The sequence below is a fragment of the Stutzerimonas stutzeri genome (genome assembly GCF_000952685.1).
Lineage (GTDB): Bacteria > Pseudomonadota > Gammaproteobacteria > Pseudomonadales > Pseudomonadaceae > Stutzerimonas > Stutzerimonas stutzeri_E.
This window is the reverse complement of sequence record NZ_JYHV01000019.1, coordinates 34054-56039: the sequence shown is the minus strand read 5'-3', so window position 1 is coordinate 56039 and position 21986 is coordinate 34054. Positions and strand designations below refer to the sequence as shown.

Below are 21986 nucleotides of genomic sequence, written 5' to 3'. Positions count from 1 at the left end.
CCTCCGGGCCCCTTTGCTTTTCTGCAGCATCCTTGTTTTTTGCCCTGCGTGCCCTCATCTTGATTGCCAAGGTGTTTCCCGTTTACCGCCGTATGGCCGTCGTAGAGCTGAATTTATGAAGACAACCATCGAATTGCCCCTTTTGCCGCTGCGCGACGTAGTGGTTTACCCGCACATGGTGATTCCGCTGTTCGTTGGCCGGGAAAAATCCATCGAGGCCCTCGAATCCGCCATGGCTGGTGACAAGCAGATACTGCTCCTGGCCCAGAAGAACCCGGCTGACGACGATCCGGCCGAAGAGGCTCTGTACCGTGTGGGTACGGTTGCGACTGTGCTGCAGCTGCTCAAGCTGCCGGATGGCACCGTCAAGGTGCTCGTCGAAGGCGAACAGCGTGGCGTCATTGACCGTTTCTTTGAGGTGGACGACCACTGTCGCGCCGAAGTCTCGCTGATCGATGAGTCGGAAGTCGAAGAGCGCGAGGCGGAAGTCTTTACCCGCAGTCTGCTAAGCCAGTTCGAACAATACGTACAGCTCGGTAAGAAGGTTCCCTCCGAGGTGCTCTCATCGCTCGCTAGCATCGATGAGCCCGCACGCCTGGTCGATACCATGGCCGCGCACATGGCGCTCAAGATCGAGCAGAAGCAGGCTATCCTCGAGATCACCGATCTGCCGGCTCGTGTCGAGCACGTGCTGGCGCTGCTTGATGCAGAGATCGATCTGTTGCAGGTCGAAAAGCGCATCCGCGGCCGTGTCAAGAAGCAGATGGAGCGCAGCCAGCGAGAGTACTACCTGAATGAGCAGATGAAGGCAATTCAGAAGGAGCTGGGCGATATCGATGAAGGTCATAATGAAATTGATGACCTGAAGAAGCGCATTGAAAATGCCGGTTTGAGCAAAGATGCATATGCCAAGGCGACAACCGAGCTGAACAAACTCAAACAGATGTCGCCGATGTCGGCCGAGGCCACCGTGGTCAGGACTTACATCGACTGGCTCGTCAATGTGCCGTGGAAGTCTGCCAGCAAGGTGCGCCTGGATCTGGCGAAGGCTGAGGAAGTGCTTGATACCGACCACTACGGTCTCGAGGAAGTGAAAGACCGTATTCTGGAGTACCTCGCCGTCCAGAAGCGCGTGAAAAAGCTCAAGGGGCCGGTGTTGTGCCTGGTTGGTCCGCCTGGCGTGGGTAAGACTTCGCTGGCGGAGTCCATCGCGCGTTCTACCAACCGCAAGTTTGTCCGGATGGCATTGGGTGGTGTGCGTGACGAGGCCGAAATCAGAGGCCATCGCCGCACCTACATCGGCTCGATGCCTGGCCGGTTGATTCAGAAGATGAGCAAGGTCGGGGTTCGCAATCCGCTGTTCCTGCTCGATGAGATCGATAAGATGGGCAACGACATGCGAGGCGATCCGGCTTCCGCGCTGCTCGAAGTGCTGGACCCCGAGCAGAACCATAATTTCAACGACCATTACCTCGAGGTCGATTACGACCTGTCCGACGTGATGTTTCTATGTACCGCAAACTCCATGAACATTCCGGCGCCGCTGCTGGACCGCATGGAAATCATCCGTCTTCCGGGTTATACCGAAGACGAAAAGATCAACATCGCGATTCGCTACCTGGTGCCGAAGCAGGTTCAGGCCAATGGCCTGAAAAAGACCGAGCTGCTGTTTGACGAGGACGCCATCCGCGACATCATCCGTTATTACACCCGTGAGGCTGGCGTTCGTGGGCTGGAGCGCCAGGTTGCGAAGGTCTGTCGCAAGGTGGTCAAGGAGCATGCGGCGGAGAAGAACTTCGAAGTGAAGGTTACCGCTGAGTCGCTGGAGCATTTCCTCGGTGTTCGCAAATTCCGCTACGGACTTGCCGAGCAGCAGGACCAGGTCGGTCAGGTAACTGGTTTGGCGTGGACTCAGGTTGGCGGCGAGTTGCTCACGATCGAGGCAGCCGTAGTTCCTGGAAAGGGCCGGTTGACCAAGACCGGTTCGCTGGGTGATGTGATGGGTGAGTCGATCACCGCGGCGCTCACGGTTGTGCGTAGCCGAGCCAAGAGTCTAGGCATTCCGGTGGATTTCCACGAGAAGCAGGACATACACATCCATGTGCCTGAAGGCGCAACGCCGAAGGACGGTCCGAGCGCAGGAATCGGGATGTGCACCGCACTCGTTTCGGCGCTGACGCAGATTCCGGTTCGCGCCGAAGTGGCTATGACCGGAGAAATCACATTGCGTGGTCAGGTCTTGGCGATCGGTGGTTTGAAGGAGAAATTGCTTGCCGCGCATCGAGGCGGAATCAAGACGGTGATCATTCCGGAAGAAAATCAGCGTGATCTGAAAGAGATTCCTGAGAATATTAAGCAGGACCTACAGATTAAACCGGTTAAGTGGATTGACGAAGTCCTCCAAATTGCGCTGCAATACGCGCCGGAGCCCTTGCCCGATGCGGCTCCCGATATTGTTGCAAAGGACGACAAGCGCGAGTCTGATTCCAAGGAGCGAATCAGCACGCATTAGTCTGAAAGGCTTTGTTGACACATTTTCGGTAGCCTTGATATAAGCCGGCCCTCTGTGTTGCTGCTATTTCAGCACCGCTTTGCTTACACCCAAAAATTAAAGATACGACTCAACAGAAATAAGGGGACTTAGAGTGAACAAGTCGGAACTGATCGATGCCATCGCTGCATCTGCTGATATCCCGAAAGCTGTTGCTGGCCGCGCGCTGGATGCAGTGATTGAATCTGTCACTGGCGCTCTGAAGGCTGGTGATTCCGTGGTGCTGGTTGGTTTCGGTACTTTCGCTGTCAAGGAACGCGCTGCTCGTACTGGCCGTAACCCGCAGACTGGCAAGCCGATCAACATCGCTGCGGCCAAGATCCCGGGCTTCAAAGCTGGCAAGGCGCTGAAAGACGCTGTGAACTAAGCGTTTTCGATCCGGCCAGTTGCCAGTTAGCGCTGGTCCTGGCTTGGAGCGGTTAATCGAACAGGTGGTTGCCTGTTGCGTTCGGGCTTGGGGGATAAAGCCCAACCGCTCCAAAAGCTCCGAGAAGGCGCATCCCTGGATGCGCCTTTCTTTTATCCAGTTTCCACCCGTGCTGCAGTGAATATTGCGCAGCTGACTCCTGGGGGACGCATGCTTCAGAACATCAGGGACAATTCACAAGGCTGGATTGCCAAAACCATCATCGGCATCATCATTATGCTGTTGGCGTTGACCGGCTTCGACGCCATCTTCAACGCCGCCAGCAACAGTCGTAATGCCGCTGAGGTGAACGGTGAGGAAATCTCGCTGGACGAGCTCAACCAGGCGATGAATATGCAGCGTCGGCAGCTGGCTCAGCAGATGGGAGGCAATTTCGATCCGTCGCTGCTGGATGACAAACTGGTACGCGAGTCATCCCTGCGTGCGCTCATCGATCGTGCGTTGTTGCTGCAAGGTGCACGTGACGCCGATTTCGCCTTCTCCGAGGCCGCACTCGACCAACTGATTCTACAAACGCCAGAATTTACCGTAGACGGCGCCTTCAACGCAGCTCGGTTCGACCAAGTCATTCAGCAAATGGGCTACACGCGGCTGCAATTCCGCGAGCTGCTGAAGCAGGAAATGCTGATTGGTCAGCTGCGCGCTGGCATTTCCGGTTCCGGCTTCGTTACGGACGAGCAGATTGAAGCCTTTGCTCGCCTGGAACAGCAAACCCGTGACTTCGCCACCATCACCGTGCAGGCGGATGCCGGTGCGGCTGAAGTCAGCGACGAAGAGGCGCGTGAATATTACGAGCAGAACACTGACCGTTTTCGATCTCCAGAGCAGGTTGTTCTTGAGTACGTGGAGTTGAACAAGGAATCGTTCTTCGATCAGGTCGATGTTTCGGATGACGAGGTGAATGACCTCTATCAGCAGCGCATCGCTAACCTAGCGGAGCAGCGCCGTGCGGCACATATTCTGATCGAGGCCGATGACGCCAGCGACGCCGACGCCAAGAAAAAGATCGAGGAGATTGCCAAGCGGTTGGCTGCCGGCGAGGATTTTGCTGCATTGGCGAAAGAGGTCTCCGAGGATCCGGGTTCGGCCAATGAAGGGGGCGATCTGGGCTTTGCCGGTCCGGGCGTGTATGACCCGGCTTTCGAAAAGGCGCTGTATGCGCTTGAAGAAGGTCAGGTGTCGGCGCCTGTGCGTTCCGATTTCGGCTGGCATCTGATCAAGTTGTTGGGCGTGCAATCACCTGAGGTTCCGACGCTGGAGAGCCTGAAGCCGGAGCTGGTGCGTGAGCTCAAGGCGCAGCAGGTTGAACAGCGTTTTGTCGAGGCGAGCAAGCAACTAGAGGACACTGCTTTCGAGTCGTCCGATCTTGCCCAGCCCGCCCAGGAGTTGGGTTTGTCCGTGCAAACGACCGAGGCGTTCGGGCGCGAGGGTGGCGCTGGCATCGCAGCCAACAGCCAGGTTATCCAGGCGGCGTTCAGCGACGAGGTTCTGATTGATGGTGCTAACAGTAGCGTTATCGAACTGGATCCGGACACTGTCGTTGCGGTGCGTGTGAAAGAGCACCTGCAGCCAGAACTTCTGCCTTTCGATTCGGTGAAGGATGACATCGTTGCCCAGCTACAGCGCAGCAAGGCAGCCGAGCAGGCGCGTGAAGCGGGTGAGCGGATGATCGCGACGCTGCGGGACGGAGGCGAGGCAGACCAGCAGTGGGTGCCGGTGGAGGCCGCTTCGCGCAATCAGGACGGCATCGAACCCGCGGTGCTGCAGCAGGTGTTCCGGATGCCAAAGCCCGAGGCGCCTGACAAGCCAACTTACGGCAGTGTCCGTCTCGCAGATGGGGATTTTGTCGTTGTTCGTCTGAGCGGAGTCAGCGAGCCGAAAAGCGAGCTCTCGGAACAAGACAAGCAGAACTATCGTCGTTTCCTGGCCTCGCGCAGTGGTCAGCAGGATTTCGCAGCGTACCGCCAGATGCTGCACGCCGACGCTGAGATCGAAACCTTCTGATCAAGCGCGGATAACTGCAGGCAAAAAAAACCGCATCCAGGATGCGGTTTTTTTTGGAGTGGTGAATCAGTCTTCCATCGCGCCCATTGCGGTGGTGTTGAAGCCGCCGTCGACGTAAAGAATTTCACCGCTGATACCGGACGCCAAATCCGAGCAGAGGAACGCGCCGGCATTGCCGACCTCCTCGATGGTGACGTTACGGCGTAGCGGCGTCTGCTTCTCGTTGGCTGCGAGCATCTTGCGGAAGCTCTTGATTCCGGATGCCGCCAGCGTACGGATTGGGCCTGCCGATACGGCGTTTACGCGAGTACCCTCAGGGCCGAGGCTGCCGGCAAGGTAACGAACACCTGCTTCGAGACTGGCCTTGGCCATGCCCATCACATTGTAGTTAGGCATGGTGCGCTCGGCGCCCAGGTAGGAGAGGGTCAGGATGCTGCCGTTACGGCCTTTCATCATTGGGCGTCCGGCCTTGGCCAGTGCGACCAGGCTGTAGGCGCTGATGTCGTGCGCGATGCGGAAGCCTTCGCGGGTGGTAACTTCGGTGAAGTCACCGTCGAGCTGATCGCCCGGGGCAAAGCCGACTGAGTGAACGATACCGTCCAGGCCGTCCCACTTCTGGCCCAGCGCTTCGAAAACCTTGACGATCTCTTCGTCGCTGGCCACATCGCATGGGAAGCACAGCTCTGGGCCCGAGCCCCAGCTGGCGGCGAACTCTTCGACGCGTCCCTTGAGTTTCTCGTTCTGATAGGTGAAAGCCAGCTCGGCGCCTTCACGATGCATGGCCGCGGCGATGCCGGAGGCAATCGACAGTTTGCTGGCGACGCCGACGATCAGTACGCGCTTACCGGTAAGAAAACCCATGTGCTTGTCCCTCTTCTGGTTGTTCATCAGTGGCCGGGGCCATAAAGGCAGACTCCAGCAACTGCTGTGTATACGGATGTTGGGGAGCGGCGAAGATAGCCTCGGCTGCTCCTTGTTCAACGACCTTTCCTTGCTTGATCACCATCATCTGGTGACTGAGCGCCCGTACCACCGCCAGATCATGGCTGATGAACAGGTAGGTCAGGTTGTACTTGGCCTGTAGCGAGCGTAGTAGCTCCACCACCTGCCGTTGTACGGTACGATCCAGCGCCGAGGTTGGTTCATCAAGCAGAATCAGCTCAGGCTTGAGTACCAGTGCTCTGGCTATGGCGATTCGTTGCCGCTGCCCCCCGGAAAATTCGTGAGGGTAGCGATGGCGACTTTCCGGGTCGAGCCCAACCTCGACCAGCGCATCGATGATCGCCTGCGCTTGTTCCTCAGCGGAGCCCTTTCCATGGATGCTGAGCCCCTCTCCGACGATCTGGCAGACCGACATCCGAGGGCTGAGACTGCCGAAAGGATCCTGGAACACGACCTGCATCTGGCGTCGTAATGGGCGTACCGCCCGTTGCGACATTTTTTCCAGGGCCTGATCCTGAAATCTAATCTGCCCAGTGCTGGACAACAGTCGCAAAATCGCCAATCCCAGTGTTGATTTTCCCGAGCCGCTTTCACCGACGATGCCCAGCGTCTGACCCTTCGGCAAGCTGAACGTGACTCCATCAACCGCTTTGACATGGTCGACGGTTTTCCTGAACAGCCCCTTTTTGATCGGAAACCAGACCCGCAGATCGCTTACTTCCAGCAACGTCGGCGACGAGGCCTCAACTGCTACAGGTCCGCCGCTAGGTTCCGCTGCGAGCAGTTCCTTGGTGTAAGGATGCTGCGGCGAGCGGAACAATTCTTCGCAAGGTGCTTGTTCGACGACGCGACCGCTCTGCATGACACATACATGATCAGCGATTCGGCGTACGAGGTTCAGATCGTGGCTTATCAGCAACAGAGCCATGCCCAGGCGGGCCTGCAACTCCTTGAGCAACTCCAGTATTTTCAGTTGTACCGTCACGTCCAGCGCGGTGGTTGGTTCGTCAGCGATAAGTAGCTCGGGCTCGTTCGCCAACGCCATGGCGATCATCACACGCTGACGCTGGCCGCCTGACAGTTCGTGGGGATAGGCTCGAATCCGCTTGGCGGGTTCGGGTATTCCGACCAGTTCGAGGAGCTCGAGGGTGCGTGCCGTGGCGGCCTTGCCGTTGAGCCCCTTGTGAATCTGCAGTACTTCGTTGATCTGTTTGCCGATGGTATGCAGCGGGTTGAGCGACGTCATCGGCTCCTGAAAGACCATGGCGATACGGTTGCCGCGTATTCGGCGCATGCGCTTTTCGCTTGCTTTGATCAGATCTTCACCGGCGTAGCGAACCTCACCGGCCGGATGCTGCGCGAGCGGATAGGGCAGCAGGCGCAAGATCGAGTGAGCCGTAACGGACTTGCCGGACCCACTTTCACCGACCAGCGCCAGGGTCTCGCCTTTGCGGATATCGAAGCTCACGGCCTCGACAACTCGCTGTGCCTGACCGCCGGTTACGAACTCGACGGCCAGATCGCGGACCTCTATCAGATTCTCAGCCATGCTATTTCCTAGGATCGAAGGCGTCGCGAGCGGCCTCGCCGATGAATACCAGCAAGGTCAGCATGATCGCGAGGACCATGAATGCGCTGATGCCGAGCCATGGCGCCTGCAGATTCGCTTTCCCTTGTGCCACCAGTTCGCCCAGAGACGGAGCTCCGGGTGGCAGGCCGAAGCCAAGGAAATCCAAGGCCGTTAGCGTGCCGATCGCGCCGGTCAGGATGAACGGCATGAAGGTCATGGTCGAAACCATCGCGTTGGGCAGGATGTGACGGAACATGATCGCGCCGTTGCGCATACCTAGTGCTCGTGCCGCGCGTACGTATTCGAGGTTGCGGCCGCGGAGAAACTCGGCACGGACCACGTCGACCAAGCTCATCCAGGAAAACAGCAGCATGATGCCGAGTAACCACCAGAAATTGGGCTGCACGAAGCTTGCGAGAATGATGAGCAGGTAAAGCACGGGCAGTCCGGACCAGATTTCCAGCAGTCGCTGTCCAACGAGATCGACCCAGCCTCCATAGAATCCTTGCAACGCACCGGCAATGACGCCGATCACCGAGCTGATCAGCGTCAGCGTCAGCGCAAACAGAACCGAAATACGGAAGCCGTAGATGACTCGCGCAAGCACGTCCCGGCCCTGGTCGTCGGTGCCTAGCCAGTTATCCCATGAGGGTGGGGCGGGCGCGGGGACCTGAAGGTCATAGTTGATACTGGAATGATGAAACGGGATTGGGGGCCAGATCATCCAGCCGCCCTTCTTTGCGATCAGTTCCTGGATGTACGGACCCTTGTAATCGGCCTGTAGCGGAAACTCACCGCCGAAAACCGTCTCCGGATAACGTTTGAATACCGGAAAATACCAACCGCCATCGAAACGCACCACGATCGGTTTGTCGTTGGCGATCAGTTCGGCACCCAGGCTTAGGGTGAACAAGGTGAGAAACAGCCACAGCGACCACCAGCCGCGCTTGTGAGCTTTGAACAGGGCGAAGCGGCGCTGATTCAGCGGCGATAGCTGCATGTCAGGCCTCTCTGCTTTCGAAATCGATTCGCGGGTCGACGAGCGTGTAGGTCAAATCGCCGATCAGCTTGACCACGAGGCCGAGCAGGGTGAAGAGGAACAGTGTGCCGAACACGACGGGATAGTCGCGGTTGACGGCCGCTTCGAAACTGAGCAAGCCCAGCCCATCGAGCGAGAAGATCACCTCGATCAGCAGCGAGCCGGTGAAGAACATGCCGATGAAAGCCGATGGAAAGCCAGCGATGATGATCAGCATTGCATTGCGGAACACATGACCGTAGAGCACGCGATTCTTGCTCAGTCCTTTCGCCCGCGCTGTGATCACGTACTGCTTGTTGATCTCATCGAGAAAGCTGTTTTTGGTCAAAAGGGTCAGGGTCGCAAAGTTGCCGATCACCAAGGCCGTGACCGGAAGTGCCAAGTGCCAGAAGTAATCGATGATCTTGCCGGTGAGTGTCAGATCGTCAAAGTTGCTGGAGGTCAGCCCCCTCAGTGGAAACCAATTCCAATAACTGCCGCCGGCGAACAGGACAATCAACAGGATCGCGAACAGAAACGCCGGTATCGCATAGCCGACGATAATGGCCGAGCTGGTCCAGACGTCGAATGGGCTGCCATGGCGGGTCGCCTTGGCAATGCCAAGTGGTATCGACGCCAGATACATGATCAGTGTGCTCCAGAGACCCAGCGAGATCGACACCGGCATCTTTTCGGCGATCAGTTCCGTCACCGTTGCGTCGCGAAAGAAGCTTTCACCGAAATCCAGGCGCAGGTAGTTGCTGAGCATGATCCAGAATCGTTCGGGGGCCGGCTTGTCGAAGCCGTACAGACGCTCGATCTCGGCGATCAAATCCGGGTCCAGACCTTGTGCGCCCCGATAACTGTTGCTGCCGGTGGCCACTTCCGAGCCGCCGCCGGCGATTCGACTCGTAGCACCTTCAAAGCCTTCAAGCTTGGCGATTGCCTGTTCGACCGGACCGCCGGGGGCTGCCTGGATGATGATGAAGTTGATCAGCAGGATGCCGAACAGAGTGGGGATGATCAGCAGCAACCGCCGGAAAATATACGCGAGCATGCTTAGCGCTCCGTCCCGGAGGAGGGGCGCTTAGAGACGATCGGCGCGTCGGCCTGGTTTGCGGGCGGCTCCGGCGTTGGCCTCTTTACGTCGGGTTTTTCCCACCAGGTCATGAGACCGATGTCGTAATCGGGTGTGATCTCCGGATGCGCCAGATGATTCCAATAGGCGACACGCCAAGTTTTGATGTGCCAGTTTGGAATTACGTAGTGACCCCAGAGCAGCACACGATCCAGCGCTCGCGTTCGGGTGATCAACTCATCACGGGAGTCGGCGGCGATCAGCTTTTCTACCAGCGTATCGATGGCGGGGTCCTTGAGACCAATGAAGTTTAAGCTTCCAGGGTTGTCGGCACTTGTCGAATGCCAATATCCGCGTTGCTCGTTACCCGGTGAGTTCGATTGGCCGAAGCCGCTAACGATCATGTCGTAATCACGCGAGCGGCGTCGATTGACGTACTGCGAGACGTCGACGCGGCGAATCTCCAGATCGATGCCCAGGCTGGCCAAGTTGCGCTTGTAGGGTAAGAGTACGCGCTCGAAATCGGCCTGAAACAGCAGAAACTCGAATTTGACCGGTTTCCCATCGGCATCGACCATGCGGTCGTTTTCGATCTTCCATCCCGCAGCGGTGAACAACTCATACGCTTTGCGCTGCTGCTCCCGAATCATGCCATCGGCATTGGTCTGAGGCAGCTTGAAGGGCTTTTCGAACACTTCGTCGGGTATCTGGCCGCGTAGGGGTTCGAGCAATTTCAGCTCTTCCTCGCTGGGCAGCCCGGACGCAGCCAGCTCGGAATTGTCGAAATAGCTGGCCGTACGGGTATAGGCGCCGTTGAACAGTTGCCGGTTGGTCCATTCAAAGTCGAATAGCAGCGAAAGTGCTTCTCGAACTCGGACGTCCTGCAGGCGTTTCCTGCGGGTATTGAAGATGAAACCCTGCATGCCTTGCGGGTTCCGATTGGCGATCTCCTCCTTGATGATTCGCCCGCCTTTGACTGCATCGATATCGTAAGCGGTGGCCCAATTCTTCGCGCTAGTTTCGAACCAGTAGTCGAAGTGCCCAGCCTTAAAGGCTTGCAGTGCCACCGTGTTATCGCGGTAGTAGTCGAAGTGCACATGATCGAAGTTATATAAGCCCCGGTTGACCGCCAGGTCCTTGCCCCAGTAATCCTCGACGCGGGCATAGCGTATCGAACGGCCGGCTTCCAAATGCTCGATGCGATAGGGGCCGCTGCCCAGGGGTGGCTCCATGCTGCCTGAGGTGAAGTCTCTTTCCTCCCACCAGTGCTTCGGCAGGACCGGAAGTTGTCCCAATATCAATGGCAGCTCACGATTACCTGCGTGCTTGAAATCGAAACGAACGCGACGGGGACCCTCGACTACGGCTTTTTCGACATCGACGTAGTAGCCGCGATAATGCGGCGCACCTTTGCTGAGCAAGGTTTCGAAGGTGAACACGACATCCTCGGCCGTTACCGGCTCGCCGTCGTGGAAGCGCGCTTCGGGGCGCAGGTAAAAACGTACCCACTCGTTTTTCGGCCCCTTCTCTATTTTTTCCGCCAACAGGCCATATACCGTAAAGGGCTCATCCAGACTGTTGGTTGTCAGGGTGTCATAGATAAGGCCGATGTCATCAGCGGCTACGCCTTTGCTGATGAAGGGGTTGAATGAGTCGAAACTGCCGAAGCCTGCCTGGCGCAGGGTTCCGCCCTTGGGGGCGTCCGGGTTGGTGTAATCGAAATGGGAGAAATCCGCGGGGTACTTGGGCTCTTCGCCGTACAGCGTCAGCGCATGCCGTGGCGCTGCCTCGATTGTGTTTACCAGACAAAGGAAGGCCAGGACGCCTGCATGCAAGATCGACAGTCGTGCGTTTTTTGTCATTGAGCCTTCTCCAGGTCCTTCAACCACCACGCACGCAGCCCGAGGGTATAAGGCGGTGTGGTGACATGCGCGAACCGATTGCGATATGCCAGGCGGTGGTAACTGATGTACCAGTTGGGGATGATGTAGTGGTTCCAGAGCAGGACCCGATCGATTGCGCGTGCTGCGGCAATCTGTTCTTCCCGGGTCTTGGCTGCAAGCAGTTTCTCAAGCAGCCGGTCGACCACCGGGTTGGCGACACCCGCATAGTTGCGGCCTCCCTTGATGTTCACCTGACTGGAATGGAAATACAGCCACTGTTCGAGCCCCGGGCTGAGGCTCTGGGCCAGCGTGGTCAAAATCATGTCGTAATCGTACTGATCCAGGCGCTGCTTGTACTGCGCGCCGTCAACGCTGCGCAAGCGGGTATGGATGCCGATGCGCGCCAGGTTCTCCACATAGGGTTGGAGGATACGCTCGAGTCCCGGATTGACCAGCAGGATTTCGAACCTAAAAGCGCGGCCTGCCTTGTTGCGAAGACCGTCAGGAGTCAGTTTCCAGCCGGCTTGGCCAAGCAACGTCAGCGCCTTGCGCAAGGTGTCTCGCGGAATACCGCGCCCATCTGTCTTCGGCAGCGCGAACGGTTCGGTGAACAGGTGCGCCGGTAGTTGGTCTCGGAAAGGCGATAGCAGCAACCATTCGCCTCCTTCTGGTGTGCCGGTCGCGGAGAACTCACTGTTCGGATAGTAGCTTTCGCTGCGCTGATAGGCGCCATAGAACAGGGCGCGGTTGGTCCATTCGAAGTCGAACAGCATGCCCAGTGCTTGACGGACCTTGATGTCGGCAAATACCGGCCGGCGCCCGTTCATGAACAGTGCTTGCGTCTGGGTGGGGATCTGATGCGGAATCTCCGCACGGATCACATCACCACGAAGAACCGCCGGGAACTGATAACCGTTGGCCCAGTTTTTCGCCTGATGCTCAATATAGAAATCGAACTCGCCAACCTTGAAGGCTTCGAACGCGACCGTCGTGTCGCGGTAAAACTCTACATCGATCCGATCGAAGTTGTACTTTCCGCGGTTGGCAGGAAGATTGGCACCCCACCAGTTCTTCACGCGCTCGAAGCTCACTCTACGTCCCGGTTGGACATTGCTGACGCGGTACGGACCGCTGCCGAGTGGCGGCTCGAAGGTGGTGGCGCGAAAGTCACGGTCTTTCCAATAATGTTGCGGCAGTACCGGTAGTTCGCCGAGGCGCATGATCAGCAATGGCTGATCCGGTTTGTCGAACACGAAGCGAATTCGGTGGCTATTGAGAATATCGACGCGCTTGATACCTTTTAGATCGGTGCGGTATCGAGGGTGGCCATCCTTGATCAGCAAACGATAGGAAAAGGCCACGTCATAAGCCGTGATCGGGTGACCATCATGAAAGCGGGCCGAGTCGCGCAGATTGAACACTACCCAACTATGGTTATCGCTGTACTCGATCGTCTCGGCGATAAGTCCGTACGCCGAAGCCGGTTCGTCGCCGGACGGATCGTAAACACCGGTGCCCACCATCAACGGTTCATTCAATTCGCTGATGCCGTACTGGAAGAAGCCCGGCGTCGCGCTTGGACTGGTCCCTTTGAAAGTATAAGGGTTGAGCGTGTCGAATGTGCCGGACGCCATCAGTTGCACTCGGCCGCCCTTCGGCGCATCGGGGTTCACCCAGTCGAAATGAGTGAAGCCTTCCGCATATTTCAGAGTCCCAAACTGCGCATAACCGTGGCTCTCGCTGATAGTCGCGAACGACGGAAAGCTCAATCCCAGACAGCTTAATAACAATAGGATGGGTCGCATCAAACGGTGAATCCGATCCATGGCGCTTTCGGTCTTTTCGGCGGAGTACAGTAACAGCTTGTATCCGCTGGAAAAAGGCCGACTATCTGGGCAAACTGCCTTTCCTTACTAGCCGCCCGGTCACAGGGTGAGGTCGCAGATTTTGAGTGAAACGAGCTATGGCCTGCAGTCTTGGATAGACCGCTTGAACCAGTCTGAGCTGCCCGCGCTGGCGGCGGTCGTGCAGGATCTGCAGCGCCTCACGGAGCAGGAACATGCGTCCGTGCAGCAGCTTGCGGACGTGCTATTGCGCGACGCTGCGCTGACCTCCAAGGTGCTTCGTGTCGGCAATAGCAGTTACTACAATCCGTCGCAGGAAACCATCAAGACCATCTCGCGTGCCATCGTCATGATCGGCTTCGACAATGTTCGCTTGATCAGTCTTTCGGTCAGCCTGATCGATGGCCTGCTCGATCGCGCGCCGCGCCAACAATTGCAGGAACTGCTGGCACGCTCGTTTCACGCTGCCGTGCAAGCACGCAATATCGCCGGTTACGTACTGACGAAGCACGAGGAGGAAGTTTTCATTGCAGCACTGCTTCATGAAGTGGGTGAACTTGCCTTCTGGGGCTGCGGTGGCAAGCAGGCCGACGAGCTTGGTGAGGCTCTCGCGGCTAGCGATGCGGATCATGATCAGGCTGTCGAGCGAGTGCTTGGCACCAGTTTTCGCCAGCTGAACCTGGGGCTGATTAAAAGTTGGAATATCGGTGAACTCGCCAGTTTTGCTCACGGATCGGCGAATCTGCGTGACCCCGCGGTGCACGCGGTCAGCCTGGGTGTTCGCATTGGTTCGGCAGCCTTGAACGGTTGGGGGTGTCCGGAGATGGAAGGCCTGGTCAAGGAGCTTGCCGAGTTCAGCGGTATATCTGAAGCAGACGCGATGCAACAGGTCCTTGCCAGCGCGGATGAAGCCGTCAACGTGGCGGCGACGTTCGGGGCCAGCCGGCTGTGCAAGCTGATTCCGTCAACCGATCCTGAGCAAGTGCAGCTGCAACAGGCGCAACGCGCAGCTAGCCTTTTGCAACCGAATCTGTTGCTGATGCAACAGGCCATGCAGGACCTTGGAATGATGGCTGCGAGTCGCGGTGACGTCGGGCTGATTCTCGATGCGTTGCTCAAGGGGCTGCATGAAGGAGCAGGGCTGGAGCGCGTGATGCTGACTGTTCTGGCCGATCACCAAACTGCGTTCCGCGCCAAGCGCGTTGCGGGGGAGCATACCCAATCCTGGCTTGACACCTTCGTCTTGCCTGTCGATCCATCGGGTCAATCGCACATTTTCAGCTACGTGCTTCGTCAACGCCAGCCGCTATGGATGGGGGTGCCAGCTAGCTATAACCTTGAGGAAATGGTGACCTTGCCGCTTCGCCAGCAGTTGGGTAAAGGAATGTTTTTCATTGCGCCGTTGATGGCGGGCGCGCGCGAGATCGGTGTGCTCTACGCTGACAATCGGATATCCGGTCGCGCGCTGAAGCATGAGCAGTTCGTTGCTTTCCAGCGATTCACACAGCTGGCCGGGCGTTGTCTCGATGCGCTGGGCAGGCGCTAAGGGGGCGCCTTGCCCAGGCGAATTACTGGGGGATATACAGCGTGAGGGTCTGGCCTGGCTTGAGCAGCGCGCTGTCCCTGGGATTCCAGGTTTTCAGGTGATTGATCTGGACATTGAAACGCTTGGCGATCTCGTAAAGTGAGTCACCTTTCTTGACCTTGTAATAGGTCGGCCTCGGGTTAGCCCGTTGGTTGCCGCCGGCAGCCTGTAAAAACAGTGCTTGACCTACCTTGATGTTGCTGCCTGAAAGGTTGTTCCAGCGCTGCAGATCATGAACCGAGACTTTTTGGGTCTTGGCGATATCCCAGAGATTGTCACCCTTGCGGACCCGATAGCTGCGCGGTGCCGGTTGGCTCCGCGCTACGGCATGCAGGAGTTCGCGAGATTGTCCCGTTCCGGCCGACTGCGGGATGCTCAGGACCTGCCCGATCTGCAAGCGATCGCCTCGAAGACGATTGATATCACGAATGATGTTGACCGATAGGCGGTGCCTGTTGGCGATTGCGCCAAGCGTGTCGCCCGGGCGGACCTTGTATTGCTGCCAATCAACCAGATCTTGCGGTTTCATCATTGCTAGATTGGCGGCGAACATCTCGGCCTTAGCGCTTGGAACGAGGAGATGTTGTGGGCCGTCCAGCGTAATGCGACGGGTGAACGCGGGGTTCAACTGATAGATTTCGTCTTCTTCGAGATCCGCCATTTTGGCGACCCTGGCGAGATCCATGCGTTGTTTCAGCGCGACCACTTCGAAATAGGGCTCGTTGGCGATCGGAGTCAGGTTGAGGCCATATGCTTCGGGGCTTTGCACCATCTGCGAGAGCGCCAGCAGCTTGGGTACGTAGTCGCGCGTTTCGCGGGGCAGAGGCAGGTTCCAGTAGTCGGTCGGCAAGCCGAGCTTCTGGTTGCGCTCGATGGCCCGGCTGACGGTTCCTTCGCCCGCGTTATAAGCTGCCAGCGCCAGTAGCCAGTCGTCATTGAACAAGCCGTGCAGGTAGGTCAGATAGCGTAATGCGGCGGTGGTAGAGGCGGTGATGTCGCGCCTGCCGTCGTACCAGCTGGTTTGTTGCAGATTAAAGTGGCGACCGGTCGAAGGAATGAATTGCCATAGGCCTACCGCCTGGGCTGGAGAATAGGCAAAGGGGTTGTAGGAACTCTCGATTATAGGCAGTAGCGCCAGCTCGAGCGGCATATCCCGCTCTTCCAATTGCTCGACGATATAGTGAATGTAGGGGCTACCTCGCTCGCTGGCCGCCTCGATGGACTGTGGGCGACTTGAGAAAAGCAGGCGCTGTTGCTCGATGCGAGGGTTGCTGTCCAGATAATCCTGCAGTTTGAAGCCCTGCCGCATGCGATCCCAGACGTCCGAGTGGGTCGGCGCGGCGGTTTTCACGTCCGTGAGCCACAGTGTGTCCTGGACCTGAGGTTCAGGTCGTGTTTGAGCTTCGCGGTCTGGCGAGGTGCGCGAACCGGTGCTTTGGCAGCCGGTGATAACGAGACAGATGGCCAGCGCCAGGGCCCGGCCGGAGGCTGCCAAGGCGTCCGGATGAGGGCTATTTGATGAGTCAGACGGCATTGGCTGAAGGTTTCCCTAGCGCAAAATTCGAGGGAGTGTAGGAATGCCGTTCCGGTGGGTCAACCCGGTGCCTTGGTTTTTGGAGACTGGTCGACTTAGTCAGAAGCTGTCTTTCCAGGTGCGCAATGCCGTGAATACGCTTTCTGGCGTGGTTAATTGACGGCCGGCATGGCGACTTGCTGCAGCCGCGACGGTGGGTTCGGTGCTGCGCAGGAACGGGTTGGTAGCCTGTTCGATGCGCATGTCAGTGGGAAGGGTAATGCGTTTTGCCTCACGCCAACGAATGACCTGTTCGATGCGCCCTGCGATTTCCTGGTTGTCCGGCTCCACTGCCTGGGCAAATCGCAGATTGCTCAGTGTGTATTCATGAGCGCAGTACACCCGGGTGGACGCGGGCAGCGCCGCCAGTCGTTGCAGAGAGTTGAACATCTGGGCTGCGGTGCCCTCGAAAAGGCGGCCGCAGCCTGCGGCGAACAAAGTGTCGCCGCTCAATAGCCATGGCTCCTTTGCGTTGTCGTGAAAGTAGGCGATGTGGCCGCTGGTATGCCCGGGCACTTCGATCACCTCCAGCTCCTGGTCGAGGACGCGGATACGCTGCCCATCAGCCAGCGCATTGTCCTTGCCAGGAATATTCTCTGCAGCCGGCCCATGGACCTTCGCCCCATGCGTGGCCTTGAGTTGTTGCACGCCGCCAACGTGATCGTGGTGGTGGTGGGTGATCAGAATATCGGTCAGGCGCCAGTCGGGACGGGCATCCAGCCAGCGCTGGACGGGGCCCGATTCACCCGGGTCCACCGCCGCGCAAAGGCGGCTTTGAGGATCCAGCAGCATCCATATGTAGTTGTCAGTGAAGGCCGGCAGAGCTTCTATCTTCAACATATGTACGGGTCGCCAAGTCATTAGCAAAAGCGCATCCTAACAGCGATATCGGAAAGTTGAACCGGCCGGTAGCTCCGATCTGACCGACCCAGCCGATGAATGGAGGCTAGCCATGAGTGAGTCTTGTACCAAGTCGGATGAAGATTGGCTGTCGCTGATGAACGAGGCGAGTGCCTGGTTCGATAGCCCAACGGGTCGACAGCTGTTGCAGCAGGAAGAGTGGGTGATCAGTCAGGAATTGTCGCGTTGCTTCGGCAGCTACCTGGTGCATTACGGACCGTTCGCCAATACGCCAATCGAGCCGCAGAAGATCAAGCGTAGTGTGCGATTGGGGCCACCGTTGGCGGGCGTCGAGATCGTTTGCGAAGAGCAGAGCTGGCCGATCGGTGAGCACGCCGCCGACGTCGTGGTGGTTCAGCACGGCCTTGATTTCAGTCTGTCGCCACACGCTTTGCTGCGCGAGGCGGCGCGTAGCGTCAGGCCGGGCGGGCACTTGTTGATCGTTGGAGTCAATCCGTGGAGTGCTTGGGGAGCGACGCGCCTGGTGTCACGCAAGGCCTTTCGTCGTGCTCGCTGCATCCGTTCCACACGCGTCGGGGACTGGTTGAACCTGCTTGGATTCGCGCTGGAGAAACGTCGGTTCGGATGCTATTGTCCGCCGCTTTCCTCGGGTCAGTGGCAGACACGATTGTCCGGCCTGGACATCGTCGGCCAGCGACTGCAGATGCCGACCGGCGGTTTCTATCTGCTGGTGGCGCGAAAGCTGATGGTGGGCCTGCGACCTCTGCGACAGAGCCGTCGCGAGCGTATGGGTCAGCTGCTGCCAATGCCTGTGGCAAAGGTCAGTCGCCGTGATGCCGAACAGTAAAATTAGGCAAATAATCCTTCATGAGTGATGAAACGGTCGAGATATACACGGATGGCGCCTGCAAGGGTAATCCGGGTCCCGGTGGTTGGGGTGCGCTGCTTGTTTACAAGGGCGTTGAGCGCGAGCTGTGGGGCGGCGAAGCGGAAACCACCAATAATCGAATGGAGCTGATGGCAGCTATCCGTGCACTGGAAGAGCTGAAAAGGCCTTGCCAGGTCAAGCTGGTGACCGACTCCCAGTACGTCATGCAAGGCATCAACGACTGGATGCCCAACTGGAAGAAACGGGGTTGGAAAACCGCTGCCAAGCAGCCGGTAAAGAACGCCGATCTGTGGCGCCAGCTCGATGAGCAAGTCAATCGCCATCAAGTGAGCTGGCAATGGGTGCGCGGGCATACCGGCCACCCGGGAAACGAACGCGCCGATCTGCTGGCCAATCGCGGCGTAGTACAGGCTAAACGACAAACCGCTTGAGTGAGTTGAAACATGCGTAGCGTAGTGCTGGACACCGAAACCACTGGCATGCCGGTGACCGATGGGCACCGGATCATCGAGATCGGCTGTGTCGAAGTCATCGGCCGACGCCTCACGGGGCGGCATTATCACGTGTACCTTCAGCCGGACCGTGAGGTGGACGAGGGTGCCATCGCCGTTCACGGTATTACCAATGAGTTCTTGACCGATAAGCCCAGGTTCAAGGATGTCGCCGATGAGTTCTTCGATTTCATCAAAGGCGCGCAACTTATCATTCATAACGCAGCGTTCGACGTTGGCTTCATCAATAACGAGTTCGCCCTGCTCGGGCAGCAGGACCGTGCCGAGCTGAGCGACCACTGTAGCGTTCTCGATACATTGTTAATGGCGCGCGAGCGCCATCCGGGTCAGCGCAACAGCCTCGATGCGCTTTGCAAACGCTATGGCGTGGACAACTCCGGTCGCGACCTGCACGGCGCGCTGCTCGACGCCGAGATTCTCGCCGACGTCTACCTGACCATGACCGGCGGGCAGACCAATCTGTCCCTAGCAGGTGAGGGCGCCGAGTCTGAAAACGGCGGTCGGCAGCAGGCAACGCCAATCCGTCGGTTGCCGGCTGATCGTCCCGGCACGCTGGTCATTCGCGCCAGTGCCGAAGAAGTCGCCGCGCATGCGGCACGCATGCAAGCGATCGAAAAGGCTGCGGGTGCGGCGCCGCTCTGGGTGCAGCTGGAACAATCCTCTGAGATCGAGACTGAAGCCTTGCCGGCCTGATCCGTCGGCGCTGTCTGACGCGCCTATTGTCGCGTCGACTCGGCGCCATCGCATTTCACGCTTGGTGCTTGAGGGCGGACCTTCTACGCTGGGGGGAGTACGCCTCCAGGAAGCACCCATGTATAAAGACCTCAAGTTTCCCATCCTCATCGTTCACCGCGATATCAAAGCCGATACCGTCGCTGGCGAGCGTGTCCGCGAGATCGCTGCCGAGCTCGAACGGGACGGCTTCCATATTCTTCCCACGGGTAGCGCTGCCGAAGGTCGCATCGTCGCTTCTACGCACCACGGACTCGCCTGTATTCTGGTCGCTGCCGAGGGTGCCGGTGAGAATCAGCGGCTGCTGCAGGACGTGGTGGGACTTATTCGCGTCGCACGGCGGCGCGCGCCACAATTGCCGATCTTCGCGCTTGGTGAGCAGATCACTATCGAGAATGCCCCGGCCGAAGCGATGGCAGACCTGAACGAGCTGCGCGGGCTGCTCTACCTGTTCGAAGACACTGTTCCGTTCCTTGCACGACAAGTCGCGCGGGCCGCCCGGAGCTATCTGGACGGCTTGCTGCCTCCGTTCTTCCGCGCACTGGTTCAGCACACCGGCGATTCCAACTACTCGTGGCACACTCCGGGTCATGGCGGTGGCGTTGCGTTTCGCAAGAGCCCGGTCGGCCAGGCTTTCCATCAATTCTTCGGCGAGAACACCCTGCGTTCCGATCTGTCGGTCTCGGTGCCGGAGCTCGGCTCGCTGCTCGACCACACGGGGCCGCTGGCCGCAGCCGAAGCTCGGGCGGCGCGCAATTTCGGTGCGGACCATACTTTTTTCGTCATCAACGGAACGTCGACCGCGAACAAGATCGTCTGGCACTCGATGGTGGCGCGGGATGACCTGGTCCTGGTGGACCGCAACTGCCACAAATCGATACTGCATTCGATCATCATGACCGGGGCGATTCCGCTCTACCTGACGCCTTCGCGCAACGAGCTCGGCATTATCGGTCCGATTCCTCTCGAGGAGTTTTCCCCGGAATCGATTCAGGCCAAGATCGATGCCAACCCGCTAGCGCGCGGGAGACCGCCACGAGTCAGACTGGCCGTCGTCACCAATTCCACTTACGACGGGCTCTGTTATAACGCCAATCTGATCAAGCGCACCCTGGGCAACAGTGTCGATGTCTTGCACTTCGATGAGGCCTGGTATGCCTATGCGGCCTTTCACGAGTTCTACGATGGCCGCTATGGGATGGATACGCGCGAGCAGGGGCCGCTGGTGTTCACCACGCATTCGACGCACAAGGTATTGGCGGCCTTCAGCCAGGCCTCGATGATCCATGTGCTCGACAGTCAGCAGCGACAGTTGGATCGGGATCGCTTCAACGAAGCGTTCATGATGCATATCTCGACGTCGCCGCAGTACGGCATTCTTGCCTCGCTCGATGTGGCTTCGGCGATGATGGAAGGCCCCGCCGGGCGCTCGTTGATACAGGAAACCTTCGACGAGGCACTAAGTTTCCGTCGTGCACTGGCCAATCTCCGTCAGCATCTGGCGCCGGACGATTGGTGGTTCAGTATCTGGCAACCCACCGCGGCGGATGGCGCGGACGAACTGGTTACCGCTGACTGGCTGCTGCAGCCGGAAGCGGACTGGCATGGTTTCGGTGATGTGGCGGATGACTACGTATTGCTTGACCCCATCAAGGTCACGCTGGTCACACCTGGCCTCACTGCTGGCGGTAGGCTGAGTGAGCGGGGCATTCCCGCAGCGGTTGTCAGCAAGTTTCTCTGGGAGCGGGGGCTGGTCGTCGAAAAGACTGGTCTTTATTCGATTCTGGTGCTGTTTTCCATGGGCATCACCAAGGGCAAATGGAGCACGTTGCTAACCGAGTTACTGGAGTTCAAAAGGCACTACGACGATAACGTCCCGTTATGCGACGCGTTGCCCACCGTCGGGCAGACCGGCGGCAGCCAGTACGCCGGGATGGGGTTGCGCGACCTGTGTGACTCCTTGCACGAGTGCTACCGCGACAACGCCACCGCAAAAGCCATGCGGCGGATGTATACGGCGCTGCCGGCGCTGGCGATAAAACCGGCCGATGCCTATGACAAGCTGGTTCGGGGAGAGGTCGAAGCTGTACCCATCGAAGCGCTGGAGGGCCGTATTGCCGCGGTAATGTTGGTGCCGTACCCGCCAGGTATTCCCCTGATCATGCCGGGCGAGCGGTTTACTCCCGAAACGCGCTCAATACTCGACTACCTTGCTTTCGCCCAACGCTTCGCCGCCCGCTTCCCCGGATTCGACGCCGATGTGCATGGGCTGCAGCACGAAGAGCATGCTGGGGGAACGCGGTATACGGTCGATTGCATCCTTGAGGAATAGGCAATACTTGGTATTGACCTGCTATCGCGAGATGTCAAAGCCGATGATGTGCAAGGGCGTGGGCTGCTTCACAACGTCCCGCATCGACTTTCACCCGGCTGTTGTTATAGTTGTTCGGCTGAGAACAGTCCCTGCGAAGGGCCTGTCCAACCTGTTTAAGGCACATGAGTGCCTCGGCTGTCGAG

General features: G+C 58.3%; 16 protein-coding genes. 8 read left to right on the top strand and 8 right to left on the bottom strand.

The genetic code is table 11. The features are described from left to right. The first annotated feature begins 115 nt into the window (after positions 1-115). The 3 genes from lon to UF78_RS11555 all read left to right on the top strand — a co-directional run bounded on the left by lon (position 116) and on the right by UF78_RS11555 (position 4982). Positions 116-2512, top strand: a complete 2397-nt coding sequence (gene lon, locus UF78_RS11565) for an endopeptidase La (protein ID WP_045162374.1) — start codon at positions 116-118, stop codon at positions 2510-2512. 133 nt (positions 2513-2645) lie between these two features. Next, positions 2646-2918: a nucleoid-associated protein HU-beta gene (hupB, locus tag UF78_RS11560; protein WP_003282502.1), complete on the top strand. Its 273-nt coding sequence runs from the start codon at positions 2646-2648 to the stop codon at positions 2916-2918. 210 nt (positions 2919-3128) lie between these two features. After that, complete coding sequence (locus tag UF78_RS11555; protein WP_045162373.1) at positions 3129-4982, top strand: SurA N-terminal domain-containing protein; 1854 nt, start codon at positions 3129-3131, stop codon at positions 4980-4982. 66 nt (positions 4983-5048) lie between these two features. On the opposite strand, the gene fabI is transcribed toward UF78_RS11555, so the two are convergent. The 6 genes from fabI to UF78_RS11525 are packed head-to-tail and all read right to left on the bottom strand — an operon-like array spanning position 5049 to position 13278. Beyond that, positions 5049-5843 carry an enoyl-ACP reductase FabI gene (gene fabI, locus UF78_RS11550; RefSeq protein ID WP_045162372.1) on the bottom strand — a complete coding sequence of 265 codons (795 nt, stop codon included), beginning with the start codon at positions 5841-5843 and terminating at the stop codon, positions 5049-5051. Continuing rightward, positions 5824-7473: an ABC transporter ATP-binding protein gene (locus tag UF78_RS11545; protein ID WP_045162371.1), complete on the bottom strand. Its 1650-nt coding sequence runs from the start codon at positions 7471-7473 to the stop codon at positions 5824-5826. The genes fabI and UF78_RS11545 overlap by 20 nt, the downstream gene beginning before the upstream one ends. A gap of 1 nt (position 7474) precedes the next feature. Further along, the gene (locus UF78_RS11540) at positions 7475-8494 is read right to left on the bottom strand and encodes an ABC transporter permease (protein ID WP_045162370.1); all 1020 of its coding nucleotides are present in this window, start codon (positions 8492-8494) and stop codon (positions 7475-7477) included. Position 8495: 1 nt separating this feature from the next. Next, positions 8496-9569 carry a microcin C ABC transporter permease YejB gene (locus UF78_RS11535; protein WP_045162369.1) on the bottom strand — a complete coding sequence of 358 codons (1074 nt, stop codon included), beginning with the start codon at positions 9567-9569 and terminating at the stop codon, positions 8496-8498. A 2-nt stretch (positions 9570-9571) separates the two neighbouring features. Further along, positions 9572-11452 (bottom strand): extracellular solute-binding protein, encoded by a 1881-nt coding sequence (locus UF78_RS11530; RefSeq protein WP_045162368.1) that lies wholly within the window; start codon positions 11450-11452, stop codon positions 9572-9574. Beyond that, a complete protein-coding gene (locus tag UF78_RS11525; RefSeq protein ID WP_045162424.1) occupies positions 11449-13278 on the bottom strand; it encodes an extracellular solute-binding protein in 1830 nt (609 codons plus the stop codon). Before UF78_RS11525 ends, UF78_RS11530 begins: the two co-directional genes overlap by 4 nt. A gap of 142 nt (positions 13279-13420) precedes the next feature. Here UF78_RS11525 and UF78_RS11520 point away from each other — a divergent pair, with 142 nt between their 5' ends. Next, positions 13421-14863, top strand: coding sequence for an HDOD domain-containing protein (locus tag UF78_RS11520; protein WP_423831470.1), 1443 nt, complete (start codon positions 13421-13423; stop codon positions 14861-14863). A gap of 22 nt (positions 14864-14885) precedes the next feature. Here UF78_RS11520 and UF78_RS11515 read toward each other — a convergent pair whose 3' ends face one another. Then, complete coding sequence (locus tag UF78_RS11515) at positions 14886-16436, bottom strand: LysM peptidoglycan-binding domain-containing protein (RefSeq protein ID WP_080890607.1); 1551 nt, start codon at positions 16434-16436, stop codon at positions 14886-14888. A 99-nt stretch (positions 16437-16535) separates the two neighbouring features. Continuing rightward, complete coding sequence (gloB, locus tag UF78_RS11510; protein ID WP_045162367.1) at positions 16536-17315, bottom strand: hydroxyacylglutathione hydrolase; 780 nt, start codon at positions 17313-17315, stop codon at positions 16536-16538. 112 nt (positions 17316-17427) lie between these two features. Between gloB and UF78_RS11505 the strand changes: the two genes are divergently transcribed. From UF78_RS11505 to UF78_RS11490, 4 genes are all read left to right on the top strand, one after another. Beyond that, positions 17428-18183, top strand: a complete 756-nt coding sequence (locus UF78_RS11505; protein ID WP_045162366.1) for a class I SAM-dependent methyltransferase — start codon at positions 17428-17430, stop codon at positions 18181-18183. Between the two features lie 20 nt (positions 18184-18203). Beyond that, positions 18204-18656 (top strand): ribonuclease HI, encoded by a 453-nt coding sequence (rnhA, locus tag UF78_RS11500; protein ID WP_045162365.1) that lies wholly within the window; start codon positions 18204-18206, stop codon positions 18654-18656. Between the two features lie 12 nt (positions 18657-18668). Continuing rightward, entirely contained in the window at positions 18669-19430 is a 762-nt protein-coding gene (dnaQ, locus tag UF78_RS11495; RefSeq protein WP_045162364.1) for a DNA polymerase III subunit epsilon, read from the top strand. Positions 19431-19548: 118 nt separating this feature from the next. Next, positions 19549-21801 (top strand): Orn/Lys/Arg decarboxylase N-terminal domain-containing protein, encoded by a 2253-nt coding sequence (locus UF78_RS11490; RefSeq protein ID WP_045162363.1) that lies wholly within the window; start codon positions 19549-19551, stop codon positions 21799-21801. The last annotated feature ends 185 nt before the right edge of the window (positions 21802-21986 follow it).

Excerpts from the sequence above, each read along its gene's own strand:
- lon (WP_045162374.1), top strand. The coding sequence starts at position 116 with ATGAAGACAACCATCGAATTGCCCCTTTTGCCGCTGCGCGACGTAGTG.
- UF78_RS11555 (WP_045162373.1), top strand. The coding sequence starts at position 3,129 with ATGCTTCAGAACATCAGGGACAATTCACAAGGCTGGATTGCCAAAACC.
- fabI (WP_045162372.1), bottom strand. The coding sequence starts at position 5,843 with ATGGGTTTTCTTACCGGTAAGCGCGTACTGATCGTCGGCGTCGCCAGC.
- UF78_RS11545 (WP_045162371.1), bottom strand. The coding sequence starts at position 7,473 with ATGGCTGAGAATCTGATAGAGGTCCGCGATCTGGCCGTCGAGTTCGTA.
- UF78_RS11540 (WP_045162370.1), bottom strand. The coding sequence starts at position 8,494 with ATGCAGCTATCGCCGCTGAATCAGCGCCGCTTCGCCCTGTTCAAAGCT.
- UF78_RS11535 (WP_045162369.1), bottom strand. The coding sequence starts at position 9,569 with ATGCTCGCGTATATTTTCCGGCGGTTGCTGCTGATCATCCCCACTCTG.
- UF78_RS11530 (WP_045162368.1), bottom strand. The coding sequence starts at position 11,452 with ATGACAAAAAACGCACGACTGTCGATCTTGCATGCAGGCGTCCTGGCC.
- UF78_RS11525 (WP_045162424.1), bottom strand. The coding sequence starts at position 13,278 with ATGCGACCCATCCTATTGTTATTAAGCTGTCTGGGATTGAGCTTTCCG.
- UF78_RS11515 (WP_080890607.1), bottom strand. The coding sequence starts at position 16,436 with ATGCCGTCTGACTCATCAAATAGCCCTCATCCGGACGCCTTGGCAGCC.
- gloB (WP_045162367.1), bottom strand. The coding sequence starts at position 17,315 with ATGTTGAAGATAGAAGCTCTGCCGGCCTTCACTGACAACTACATATGG.
- UF78_RS11505 (WP_045162366.1), top strand. The coding sequence starts at position 17,428 with ATGAGTGAGTCTTGTACCAAGTCGGATGAAGATTGGCTGTCGCTGATG.
- rnhA (WP_045162365.1), top strand. The coding sequence starts at position 18,204 with ATGAGTGATGAAACGGTCGAGATATACACGGATGGCGCCTGCAAGGGT.
- dnaQ (WP_045162364.1), top strand. The coding sequence starts at position 18,669 with ATGCGTAGCGTAGTGCTGGACACCGAAACCACTGGCATGCCGGTGACC.
- UF78_RS11490 (WP_045162363.1), top strand. The coding sequence starts at position 19,549 with ATGTATAAAGACCTCAAGTTTCCCATCCTCATCGTTCACCGCGATATC.